Origin of the sequence: Candidatus Nanopelagicus abundans (assembly GCF_002288305.1) — a bacterium.
GTDB classification, from domain to species: Bacteria; Actinomycetota; Actinomycetes; order Nanopelagicales; family Nanopelagicaceae; genus Nanopelagicus; species Nanopelagicus abundans.
Map to the genome: position 1 here is coordinate 883,125 of NZ_CP016779.1, position 11,853 is coordinate 894,977.

The window sequence follows — 11,853 nt, forward strand, 5'->3', positions numbered from 1 at the left end:
TCACCCTACCTTAAGCAATTACAATGGGGAATTATGGAACGACTACGGGTAGTTGGAGGTGCCAGATTATCTGGCACGGTTCGTGTTTTTGGAGCCAAAAACTCAGCGCTTAAATTAATGGCGGCAACATTACTGGCCCCTGGTGAATCAAAAATAACAAATCTACCTGCAATCGCAGATGTTGATTACATGGCGGAGTTATTAACTAGGTTGGGATGTAGTGTTAAAGTAAATAATGAATTACATGAAGTAATTATTGCGGTGCCAAAAAAATTAGGTCATAGAGCAGATTATGACTTAGTGCGAAAGATGCGCGCATCAATAAATGTATTAGGGCCACTAATTGCTAGAGAGTTAGTTGCTGAAGTAGCACTACCTGGTGGAGATGCAATTGGATCTAGAGGACTTGATTTTCACATTAATGGTTTAAAAGATATGGGAGCAGAAATTCACTCCGAGCATGGCTTTGTTATTGCTAGAGCATCTAACGGAATTAAGGGCGCGGCTATCACATTAGAGTTCCCAAGTGTTGGCGCTACTGAAAATATTATGACTGCAGCAACTTTGGCAACTGGTAGGACCACAATTGATAACGCAGCTCGTGAACCAGATGTAGTAGATCTAGGTGAGTTTCTAATTGCAATGGGCGCAAAAATAACTGGACTTGGTACCCATACCATCACTATTGATGGTGTTAAAGAATTAAAACCAGCAACACATGCCACATTAGCTGATCGAATTGTTTCTGGAACTTGGGCCTTTGCTGCTGCAATGACTAAAGGTGATATCACAATTGAAAATGGGCGAGTAGATCATCTTGAGGTGCCACTTGATAAGTTAGTTGAAGCAGGGGCGGTAGTAACAACTACAAGTAATGGATTTAGGGTAAAGATGGATAAACGCCCAATTGCAGTTGATGTGGCAACACTTCCCTATCCAGGTTTTCCAACTGATTTACAACCAATGGTAATCGCTCTAAATGCAATTGCTGAGGGCACATCCTTAGTAACTGAAAATGTATTTGAGGGAAGATTTATGTTTGTAAATGAGTTACTTAGGTTAGGTGCAAACATCCAAGTTGATGGTCATCATGCTGCGATTACTGGTATCTCTGAGTTATCAGCTGCCCCAGTTGCTGCCACAGATATTAGAGCTGGCGCAGGCTTAGTTTTAGCAGCATTAGCCAGCGATGGAATAACAATTATTGAAGATGCCTACCATATTGATCGCGGCTATCCAGACTTTCCAGTTCAACTTCAATCACTCGGAGCAGATGTAACTAGAGTTTAATTAGCACTCTCACCAAGAATTGATACTCGATTTTTAGAAACTGAAATAAATCCACCGTTAATTACAAAATCATTTGTAGAACCATCAAATGCTTTTATGGAAACTGTGCCATCTGCTAAAACTCCAAGCAGCGGAGCGTGATCAGGTAGTACACCAAGATCACCTTCGAGTGTGCGAGCAGAAACCATTTTGGCTTCCCCACTCCACACCCGCTTCTCTGGTGTAACCACCTCAACCTTTAACAATGATTCAGACATTTATTATGACTTCGCTAACTCTGCTGCTCTTCGTTCAACATCATCTAAGCCACCACACATAAAGAATGCTTGCTCTGGAACATGGTCATACTTTCCATCAGCTAGGGCTTCAAAGGCAGAAATAGTTTCAGTTAGTGGCACGAATGAACCTTCAAGGCCGGTAAAGACCTTTGCCACGAAAGTATTTTGAGAAAGGAATCGTTGAATACGACGAGCTCTTCCTACCAAAATACGATCTTCTTCAGATAATTCATCGATACCTAAGATTGCAATAATGTCTTGCAAATCTTTGTAACGCTGCAAGATCTGCTTAATTCGGTTAGCAACTCGGAAGTGATGCTCACCAATATAGCGAGGATCTAGAATTCGAGAGGTTGAATCAAGTGGATCAACCGCTGGATAAATACCAAGCTCTGAGATCGGACGAGATAACACTGTTGTCGCATCTAAGTGAGCGAAGGTTGTGTGTGGGGCTGGGTCAGTAATGTCATCTGCTGGAACATAAATTGCCTGCATAGATGTAATTGAGTGACCACGAGTTGAAGTAATTCGCTCCTGAAGCTGTCCCATCTCATCAGCAAGTGTTGGTTGGTATCCCACCGCAGATGGCATACGACCAAGAAGTGTTGAAACTTCAGAACCTGCTTGAGTAAATCGGAAAATATTATCGATGAACAAAAGCACATCTTGCTTCTGCACATCACGGAAATACTCCGCCATAGTTAGAGCAGATAGTGCTACTCGAAGTCGTGTGCCAGGTGGCTCATCCATTTGTCCGAAGACCAATGCGGTCTTATTAATAACACCAGTTTCAGTCATTTCAAGGAATAAGTCATTACCCTCACGAGTACGCTCACCAACTCCGGCGAATACTGAAACACCACCAAAGTTTTCAGCTACTCGATAAATCATCTCTTGGATCAACACAGTCTTACCAACACCGGCGCCACCAAATAATCCAATCTTTCCACCTTTTACATAAGGGGTTAGAAGATCGATAACTTTAATTCCAGTTTCAAACATCTCAGTCTTTGATTCAAGTTGATCAAATGCTGGAGCGGTTCGATGGATTGGCCATCTCTCTTTAATATCTAATGAAGAGGTTGGCACATCTAATGATTCACCCAGAGTATTAAATACATGTCCCTTTGTTACATCTCCGACTGGAACTGAGATCGCACTTCCAGTATCGGTAACAGTTGAACCGCGCACCATGCCGTCAGTTGGTTGCATGGAGATCGCGCGTACTAGATTGTCACCAATGTGTTGGGCGACCTCAAGTGTTAACTTCTTAGTCTCACCCCCCAATGTGACATCAATATTTAACGCATTAAATATGGCTGGCATTGAATCGGCTGGAAACTCAATATCCACTACCGGTCCAATTACACGGGCAACTCTTCCGGTTGCTGTTTTAACTGACATTATTCACTCCCTGTGCTAGCTGAAGCGAGCGCATCTGCGCCGCCTACGATTTCACTGATCTCTTGGGTAATTTCGGCTTGACGGGCCGCGTTCGCAAGTCGCGTTAACGACTTAATTAATTCATCAGCGTTGTCAGTTGCTGATTTCATAGCACGACGACGAGCTGCATGCTCACTAGCTGCAGATTGAAGCATCGCGTTAAATACTCGAGCCTGAATATAGCGAGGTAGTAATGCATTAAGCACCTCAGCTGCATTAGGTTCGAATTCATACATCGGCAAAATAACTACCGGTCCGGTTGATTCCACAACCTCAAGAGGCAACATTCTTTTTGCATCTGGAGTTTGAGTAATCATCGATTTAAATTCAGTATAAATAATATGTAGTTCATCAACACCATTTGGATCAGTTTGAGCATCTGCAATAAAGGCGGCAATTAAAGCCTCTGCCACCTCTTTGGCATGAGCATAAGTTGGGTTATCTGAGAAGCCACTCCATGAAGAGGTAATCTTTCGATTTCTAAACTTATAGAAGTTAATTCCTTTTCTTCCTACTAAATATGCATTTACCTCAAGGCCACGTGATTGCAGAAGAGTAATTAGTTGATCACCCTCTTTAATTGCAGCATTTGAGTAGGCACCAGCCATACCTCTATCTGCGGTAATAATTAATACTGCAGCCCGCTTTGGATTTAGTGATGCGGTTGTTAATGGGTGATTAGTAGAGGATAAAGAGGCAACTGCTGAGACCGCCCTGGTTAACTCGTTGGCATAAGGAGATGAGGCAGCAACTTTTTGTTGCGCCTTAACAATGCGAGAGGCTGAAATTAGCTCCATCGCTTTGGTTATCTTCTTAGTCGCCTTTACCGAACGCATACGGCGTCGGTAAATACGAAGTTGGGCGCCCATTTGTTAGCTCTCTTTTCTTTATCTCTTTATGGCAGGGGCTTGACGGGTAATTTGCTCATTATCAACACCATCTAATGCATCAGCTTTTTTCTCATTAACAGCTGGGGCAACTGATGATTTAAATTGAGTTTTAAATGTTGTAATCGCATCCTCTAGAGATTTAACTGTGTCATCAGTTAACTCACGAGTTGTTGAAATTACATCAAAGATTTCCTTGCGCTCACGAGCAATAAAATCTAAGAACTCAGCTTCAAAGCGGCGAACATCTGGCACAGGAATTGAATCCATCTTGCCAGTAGTTCCGGCCCAAATTGATGCAACCTGACGCTCTACTGAGAATGGTGAGTACTGACCTTGCTTAAGTAATTCAACCATTCGAGCACCGCGCTCTAGTTGTGCTTTAGAGGCAGCATCAAGATCTGAACCAAATGCTGCGAATGCTTCAAGCTCACGATATTGAGCAAGATCAAGACGCAAACGACCAGCGATTTTCTTAATCGCCTTAGTCTGAGCAGATCCACCAACTCGAGATACTGAGATACCAACGTTAATCGCAGGACGAACGCCAGCGTTAAATAAATCAGTCTCAAGGAAGCACTGACCATCGGTAATAGAGATAACATTCGTTGGAATAAATGCTGATACGTCATTACCTTTTGTTTCAATAATTGGAAGTCCTGTCATAGAACCACCGCCTAATTCATCAGATAATTTTGCGCATCGCTCAAGTAAACGAGAGTGTAAATAGAAAACATCTCCAGGATAAGCTTCGCGACCCGGTGGGCGCCTTAGCAATAGCGATACGGAACGATAAGCCTCAGCTTGCTTTGATAGATCATCAAAAACAATTAATACATGTTGTCCCTTATACATCCAGTGCTGACCAATTGATGAGCCGGTGTATGGAGCTAAGTATTTAAATCCGGCAGGATCAGAGGCCGGTGCTGCCACAATTGTTGTATATGCCATTGCGCCAGCTTCTTCTAAAGCGCCCTTAACGGATGCAATAGTTGAACCTTTTTGCCCAATTGCAACATAAATACATTTAACCTGCTTCTTTGGATCCCCACTCTTCCAGTTCTCCAATTGGTTAATGATTGTGTCAACTGCAATCGCAGTCTTACCAGTTTGACGATCACCAATAATTAACTGACGCTGACCGCGGCCGATTGCAGTCATCGAGTCAATCGCTTTAATACCAGTTTGCATTGGCTCTTTTACTGGTTGTCTTTGCACTACAGATGGTGCTTGAATTTCAAGGGCTCGAGTTGTTTCAGCTTTAATCTCGCCTTTGCCATCAATTGGCCGCCCAAGTGCGTCAACTACACGTCCAAGAAAACCATCACCAACTGGAACAGAGAGAATTTCTCCAGTCCGGCGAACAGTTGTTCCTTCTTCAATTCCGGTGAACTCACCTAAAATAACCACACCGATTTCGCGAACATCTAAGTTCAGCGCTAGTCCTAATGTGCCATTTTCAAACTTTAACAACTCATTGGTCATAGTCGATGGCAGACCTTCAACACGAGCGATGCCATCACCTGCCTCAGTTACGCTACCGATTTCATCTTTAACTGCAGCGCCTGGTTTATATGCAGCGACATGTTTTGCCAGTGCATCCCGAATATCTTCGGGGCGGATACTAACTTCGGCCATCTTCTCTCTCTTCTCTCTTTAAATAACAGATACTTTCATACCTGTTAAAACTAACTTACGAGCGCTCTGCCCGCTTCTGCTAAACGATTAACTATGCTGGCATCAATAACTTCATCTGCGTATCGGATAGAAATACCGCCTAAAATCTTTGGGTCGATCTCAATATTTACATGCACATCTTTGCCCATTTGCTTTGAAAGTGCGGAAACTAATTTGCTCTGTTGCGTATCAGTTAATTTAACTGCGCTTTTAACATGAGCTACTAAACGGTCTTTACGAATTGAAACATAATGTGAATAAGCCGCTAGCGTGGCATCGATACTGCGGCCACGACGTAGAGTTATAACTCTACGAAGTAAGTTAACAGTTGAGCTCACATACTTACCTTTAACAACTGACTCAAGTAGTGCAACCTTGTTAGCATCAATATCTGCAGAGGTATTAAGGGCTTGCCTGAAATCAGGATTTGCCACTAGAACCCTGGCAAAATCAAATAATTCCTTCTCAAGTTTTTCTAATTCATTATTCTTTTCAGCAGCAGCGCTTTCTGCCTCAACTGCTAAGTGCTCAATAGCATCAGCTAACTCACCAGGGCTTGAAAAACGTAGCCCTGAAGCTGTTGCAAGTAATACTTGGGCTGGGGATGAAATATTTTTGCCAAATAGATTAGAAATTAACTCAGCTTTGGCGCCCGCATCTCTTGCATTATCTGTAAGTGCTCTACGCATTCCAATTGATGAACTTAGAACCGTCAAAATTGTAAATAAATCTGAAGCAAAGGTTGCACTCTCAGTAGCTGATTGATTGTTTAAAGTATCAGCTAATGATTTGCGCAGCGCTATAACAGCAGTTCTGCTTGCGCCCCCTAATATTTTCATGATTACTTACTCTTCTCCAGATCTGTAATAAAGCGGTCAACAATTCGAGATTGACGAACCTGGTCATCTAATGCTTCTCCGACAATCTTTCCGGCTAACTCAGTAGCGAGTGCGCCAACTTCATTACGAAGTGCGGTCATTGCTTGCTGACGCTCTGATTGAATTGCTGCGGTAGCTGCGGCAGTAATTCGAGCTGCTTCCTCTGCTGCTTTACTTCGCAATTCTTCAATAATTGCAGCCCCTTGCACTCTTGCATCTTCGCGAATCTTTTGCGCTTCACCACGTGCTTCATTTAATTGAGCTGTGTATTGCGCAAGTGCACGCTCTGCTTCTACTTGTGCACGCTCTGCTTTTTCCATACCGCCTTGAATTGCTTCAGTGCGTTCAGCAAATGCTTTTTCAAATAGCGGCACAACTTTAGAACGTAGTACTAAAAAGAGCAGTGAAAATGCGATAAAGCCAACTATTAACTCCGCAGTGTGCGGAACTAATGGGTTAGCACCTTCTTCGGCTGCCCAATTAATTAAATTAGCGTTAGACATATCTATTACTTGCTTTAATTAGAGAACGAAAGCTAGTACGAGACCGAATAGTGCTAGAGCTTCTGCAAGTGCGAAGCCTAGGAATGCGATCGGCTGCAGTACAGAACGTGCCTCAGGTTGGCGTGCGACACCGCTGATGTAAGCAGCGAAGATCATGCCAGTTGCGATTGCAGGTCCGATTGCAGATAGGCCATAACCGACCAGGTTGAGTGTGCCTGTCATTTCTTTTCCTTCTTTCTTTTTATTGGGTTGTTGTTTTTCTTTTAGTGCTCATCCGCTAACGCACCCGCAATATAGAGGGCGGTCAACAGGGTAAAGATATACGCTTGCAGGCATTGGACCATAAACTCAAAAAAAGTAAGTCCAATTCCAAAGGCAAAAGCAAATGGAGAGACTAGTTTGAGCCCAATTACACCCTGTAATAGGTGTTCACCGCCTAAAATGAAAACTAATAGGAGTAGGTGACCAGCAAACATATTTGCGAATAAACGAAGTGAAAGAGTTAGTGGACGAACTAAAAAGTAGGTGGCAACTTCAATTGGAGTAAGCAGAATATAGACCGGCTTAGGAACTCCTGGCATAAACATAATCTCTTTAAGATAGGCAATTAGTCCCTTATGTTTAATTGCTACGTAATGGAAAATTACAAAAGTAAATAGTGCTAATACATACGGAAAGCTAACTCTAGACATCGCCGGAAATTGTAGAAACGGAATAATTCCAAAAAGATTATTGGTTAAAATAAATGTGAAGAGAGTAAATAAATATGGAACAAAGCGCATAAATTCATGGCCAATAACATCTCTGGCCAGATCATTTCTAACAAAACTGTAAATGGACTCCCCTGCAAACTGTAATTTGCTTGGCACTATCGATGCTTTTCGTGAAGCAGCAATAAAAAATACTGAGATTAAAATTACTGATAAGAAGACTAAAAATATTGGTTTTGTTGTGTATGGGTTATCACCGAATACTGGTGGTAATTCAAAGTCAGCGGTAGAAGGTGGCTTAAAACCACCATCTTCTGCTAGCAACATTGCCACTTAACTCTCCAAATGATCGTTACTTCAAATTTTGAACTGAAAATCTGTAAGCCCAAAGGGGAGTTTGGCTACGGGCGAAACCCTATTAGGTATTACCAAATAGCGCGAAATCCTTCGGGGGTTTAAAACTGTGCCCATACCGATTAGGCATGGTTTTAGTGATTTTAGTCGCGTCCAAATCGAAGCCATACCAAATATATTGAGGAGCCAGCCCCTAGTAGAAGTCCGACTAGTAGTAAGTAGGTAGTTCCCAGCCATTTATCAAGTCCGAAGCCGATCCCACCCCAGATTAAAAGACCTGATAGTAGGTAGCCAACAATTGACCAAAGTGCATTCTCTTCATTTTGGGAGTTACTTAAATTATCATCATTTGAATTTTTACGGCTCATTACTTATCCCCCTCTTTTTTCGGTAATGGCATTTGAAAACGCAACTTCATAAAGCTGCGAATCTCACCAAATAACCATGCCATCGTAATCAATATCGCACAGATCGCAAAACTTGCTCTATCTACTGTGCTTCTATCGGTAAATTTTGTAACTAAAAGCAAAAAAACACCCATGAATATCACCTTTGCAAAGTAGGAAAACATTGCAAGCGCCATTGTGAGCATCGGATCTAAATTACGGGAAATTCTTGCAACTAGTAAATGAATACTAAAGAAAATAATAACTGTAAATGATGCGAGTAGTCCAGCAAGTAATCCAGACTTTCCGTTAATTACGGCCACACTAATACAGGTAAGTGTCGCCACTATTAGCGCAGGAAAAATAGCACCTTTCCAAAGATCAACATCACTACTTTGCGTGTCAGACATTAGTTATCAACTTTTTATTGCTTTTAATTACAAATATTGAAATTAAAAATATTAATACACCGCAGGATAGAGCAATCGGAATTGGCACAAAAGCTGCAGTAACAGTTGGTATTGCAAACATCGCTGTCCATAGATACAAAATAACTGTGGTGCGTTGTTGACTCACACCCATACGCATAATTCGATGGTGAAGATGCTCGCGATCTGCAGTAAAAGGTGAACGGCCTGCTTTAACTCTTCTTATAATAGCCATCACAAAATCAATTAATGGAATAGCTAAAACAGTAAAAGGTAGAAGTAAAGGCAGTAATGCAGTTCCACCATTTTCCTCAGTTATCGCTGAAGCATCTACTTGACCAGTTAAGGTAATTGCAGATGCACTAATAAGTAATCCTAAAAACATAGCCCCAGAATCTCCCATGAAGATCTGTGCTGGATGAAAGTTATGGGGTAAAAACCCAAGACATAAACCAATTACAACTGCAGTAATTAGTGATGGGGCTCCGGCGCGATTTAATCCATTTATGACCGCTAACAAATAGGAAAAGGCAAAGAAAGATGCTGCGCAGATCATTACTATTCCAGTAGCTAAACCATCTAAACCATCTATAAAGTTAATCGCATTAATTACTACCATTACAAAGAGCACGGTTAGTAACTGACCAATATTAGTTGGCAAGGTAGTAATTCCATTTATAGGAAGCCAAAGAATCTGCACGCCGTATATAAGTAATATGCCAGCTGCTAGTGCTTGACCAGCAAATTTTGTAATCGGATCTAGATCAAAGCGATCATCAAGTAGTCCTAGAAATAAAATAAAACTACCGCTTAAGAAGATACCAGTTGCATCCTGCCCAAATGATTTATGTACAAGTGGTAAATAATTAGCAATTACTAGAGTGAGCGCCATAGCTAGCCACATTGCAAGGCCGCCCCATCTTGGAGTTGGCGCAATATGAACATCTCTGGCACGAATTGCGGTAACAGCGCCAAATTTAATTGCTAAATCTCTAACTAATGGGGTAATTAAATAGGTAATGATTGCGGCAAGTAAGACTGTTACTAAGTACTCGCGCATTACTTTTAGTTTTTAGGCTCTGGATAAACTGGAAATTGCTTAGTTAATTCATGAACTTGTGATCTAATCACTTTTGCTTTGTTTTCATCTGCTCCATCTTTAATCGCACGAGCAATAAATCCAGCAATTTGTTTCATCTCAGGTATACCCATTCCCTGAGTAGTAGTTGCAGGTGTACCAACTCGAATACCGCTGGTAACAGCTGGTGTTTCTGGGTCATATGGAATTGAGTTTTTATTTAATGATAGGCCAGATAAACCGCATCTTTCATCAGCAACTTTACCGTTAACACCAGTTGAACGAATATCAATTAGAGCTAGATGGGTTTGTGTACCACCTGAAACAGCTCGCATTCCCTCTGCTTCTAAATCTTTTGCTAGTGCTTTGCAATTTTCAATTACTTTTTTTGCATAATGTTGATACTCAACTGTTGCACACTCTTTTAAAGCAATTGCTTTACCGGCTACCGCACTCATTATTGGCCCACCTTGCATACCGGGAAATATTGCTTTATCAATTGCTGCTGCATGTTTTTCTTTACACAAAATCATGCCACCTCGCGGTCCGCGTAATGCTTTGTGAGTGGTAAATGAAACAACATCTGCGTGTGGCACAGGTGATGGAATTGCCTTACCAGCTACTAAACCAATGAAGTGGGCGGCATCGACCCACATAATTGCACCAACTTCATCACATATTTTGCGAACCTTTTCAAAATCAACCAAGCTGGGATAAGCCGTTGCACCTGAGCAAATCATCTTTGGCTTATGTTCGATTGCTAGATCCCGTAGTTGGTCATAATCAATTAATTCATTATCTTGGCGAACCCCGTATGAAACTACGTTAAACCATTTGCCAGAAAAATTTACTTTTGAACCATGAGTTAAGTGTCCACCGTGCGGCAAAGACATTGCTAGCACTGTATCCCCTGGTTTTGTAAAAGCTTGGTAGACAGCAATATTTGCACTAGCTCCTGAGTGTGGTTGTAAATTTGCATGCTCTGCATCAAATAATTCTTTAGCACGAGCAATTCCAATTACTTCAACCTTATCAACCTCTTCACAACCTCCGTAATATCTTTTACCTGGATAACCTTCAGCATATTTATTTGAAAGCGTTGATCCCATTGCAGCAAGTACTGATGGGGACGTGAAGTTTTCACTTGCAATTAATTGCAAATCATTACGCTGGCGAGTTAACTCTGAAATTACAACTGCTGCGATCTCAGGATCCCCTTTTTCAAGGGCGCTAAAGTTTGGGCCGTAGTACTTCTCAAAGCGGGACATGCGCCAATCCTAAAGGTTAGGGGTGGAAATGGTAGGAACTATTGACCGTAATTGCTCGAGCGAGATGTCCCCTACTCGTATCACTGTGATCTCATTCTCAGATAGATCTATCCAAGTAGATAATTGACCAGATTCTAATTGACCCTCGTCAAAAATAACTCCAATATCACTTTCATAAATTGATACCTGAGTTAAATCTAATATTGCACTCTCACCAGTTAATGCCACAGATGCAGCAGCAAGTGGCCCAGTTTTTAAAAGTATTGCATTTAGAAATTTGCGATTAGGAAGCCTGACATTTACCTTCCCTAATCTGCGCTCATCACCTAAATCCCAACTTAAAGCTAGTTGCGATTTCATTGTTACTGATAATAAACCAGGCCAAAATGCCTTAAGCAAATTATCCTGCTCTTGCGTTAACCTCGCAGTAATTCCAGTTAGCACTTTAATATCGCCAATAAATACCTGAGCCACAACATTAGTTCGATCACCGCGCAATATATGAATTGCTTTTACTGCATCTTTATCAAAGGCATCGGCTAAATAGACATATCCATGCTCAGCGGCAGCAATTATTACCTCACCAGATTTTATATACCTGACTGCAGTATCAACGGCTTCATTAAATTTAGAATCTTCAAGGTTATCTAGTAAAACTCGCTCAGCCATATCT

14 protein-coding genes are annotated in these 11,853 nt (G+C 41.6%); 1 reads left to right on the forward strand and 13 read right to left on the reverse strand.

Annotation, left to right across the window (positions count from 1 at the left end):
* Positions 1 to 33: 33 nt before the first annotated feature.
* The gene (gene murA, locus B1sIIB91_RS04600) at positions 34 to 1,290 is read left to right on the forward strand and encodes a UDP-N-acetylglucosamine 1-carboxyvinyltransferase (protein WP_095688428.1); all 1,257 of its coding nucleotides are present in this window, start codon (positions 34 to 36) and stop codon (positions 1,288 to 1,290) included.
* On the opposite strand, the gene B1sIIB91_RS04605 is transcribed toward murA, so the two are convergent.
* From B1sIIB91_RS04605 to B1sIIB91_RS04665, 13 genes are all read right to left on the reverse strand, one after another.
* A complete protein-coding gene (locus B1sIIB91_RS04605; protein WP_190279165.1) occupies positions 1,287 to 1,547 on the reverse strand; it encodes a F0F1 ATP synthase subunit epsilon in 261 nt (86 codons plus the stop codon). The genes murA and B1sIIB91_RS04605 overlap by 4 nt on opposite strands.
* Before the next feature lie 3 nt (positions 1,548 to 1,550).
* Positions 1,551 to 2,972, reverse strand: coding sequence for a F0F1 ATP synthase subunit beta (gene atpD, locus B1sIIB91_RS04610; protein ID WP_095688429.1), 1,422 nt, complete (start codon positions 2,970 to 2,972; stop codon positions 1,551 to 1,553).
* Positions 2,972 to 3,880, reverse strand: a complete 909-nt coding sequence (locus B1sIIB91_RS04615) for a F0F1 ATP synthase subunit gamma (RefSeq protein ID WP_095688430.1) — start codon at positions 3,878 to 3,880, stop codon at positions 2,972 to 2,974. The genes atpD and B1sIIB91_RS04615 overlap by 1 nt, the downstream gene beginning before the upstream one ends.
* 18 nt (positions 3,881 to 3,898) lie before the next feature.
* Complete coding sequence (gene atpA, locus B1sIIB91_RS04620; RefSeq protein WP_095688431.1) at positions 3,899 to 5,536, reverse strand: F0F1 ATP synthase subunit alpha; 1,638 nt, start codon at positions 5,534 to 5,536, stop codon at positions 3,899 to 3,901.
* 50 nt (positions 5,537 to 5,586) lie between these two features.
* Positions 5,587 to 6,414, reverse strand: a complete 828-nt coding sequence (locus B1sIIB91_RS04625) for a F0F1 ATP synthase subunit delta (protein WP_095688432.1) — start codon at positions 6,412 to 6,414, stop codon at positions 5,587 to 5,589.
* Between the two features lie 2 nt (positions 6,415 to 6,416).
* Entirely contained in the window at positions 6,417 to 6,956 is a 540-nt protein-coding gene (locus B1sIIB91_RS04630) for a F0F1 ATP synthase subunit B (protein WP_095688433.1), read from the reverse strand.
* Positions 6,957 to 6,974: 18 nt separating this feature from the next.
* On the reverse strand, positions 6,975 to 7,178 hold the full coding sequence (locus B1sIIB91_RS04635; protein ID WP_041887600.1) for an ATP synthase F0 subunit C: 204 nt from the start codon (positions 7,176 to 7,178) through the stop codon (positions 6,975 to 6,977).
* Between the two features lie 41 nt (positions 7,179 to 7,219).
* A complete protein-coding gene (gene atpB / locus B1sIIB91_RS04640; RefSeq protein WP_223298629.1) occupies positions 7,220 to 7,993 on the reverse strand; it encodes a F0F1 ATP synthase subunit A in 774 nt (257 codons plus the stop codon).
* Positions 7,994 to 8,163: 170 nt separating this feature from the next.
* On the reverse strand, positions 8,164 to 8,388 hold the full coding sequence (locus B1sIIB91_RS04645) for a hypothetical protein (RefSeq protein ID WP_095688435.1): 225 nt from the start codon (positions 8,386 to 8,388) through the stop codon (positions 8,164 to 8,166).
* The gene (locus B1sIIB91_RS04650) at positions 8,388 to 8,816 is read right to left on the reverse strand and encodes a hypothetical protein (protein ID WP_095688436.1); all 429 of its coding nucleotides are present in this window, start codon (positions 8,814 to 8,816) and stop codon (positions 8,388 to 8,390) included. The genes B1sIIB91_RS04645 and B1sIIB91_RS04650 overlap by 1 nt, the downstream gene beginning before the upstream one ends.
* Entirely contained in the window at positions 8,809 to 9,894 is a 1,086-nt protein-coding gene (locus tag B1sIIB91_RS04655; RefSeq protein ID WP_095688437.1) for a glycosyltransferase family 4 protein, read from the reverse strand. Before B1sIIB91_RS04655 ends, B1sIIB91_RS04650 begins: the two co-directional genes overlap by 8 nt.
* Before the next feature lie 5 nt (positions 9,895 to 9,899).
* Positions 9,900 to 11,180: a serine hydroxymethyltransferase gene (locus tag B1sIIB91_RS04660; protein ID WP_095688438.1), complete on the reverse strand. Its 1,281-nt coding sequence runs from the start codon at positions 11,178 to 11,180 to the stop codon at positions 9,900 to 9,902.
* A 9-nt stretch (positions 11,181 to 11,189) separates the two neighbouring features.
* The gene (locus B1sIIB91_RS04665; RefSeq protein WP_095688439.1) at positions 11,190 to 11,849 is read right to left on the reverse strand and encodes an L-threonylcarbamoyladenylate synthase; all 660 of its coding nucleotides are present in this window, start codon (positions 11,847 to 11,849) and stop codon (positions 11,190 to 11,192) included.
* Between the last annotated feature and the right edge of the window lie 4 nt (positions 11,850 to 11,853).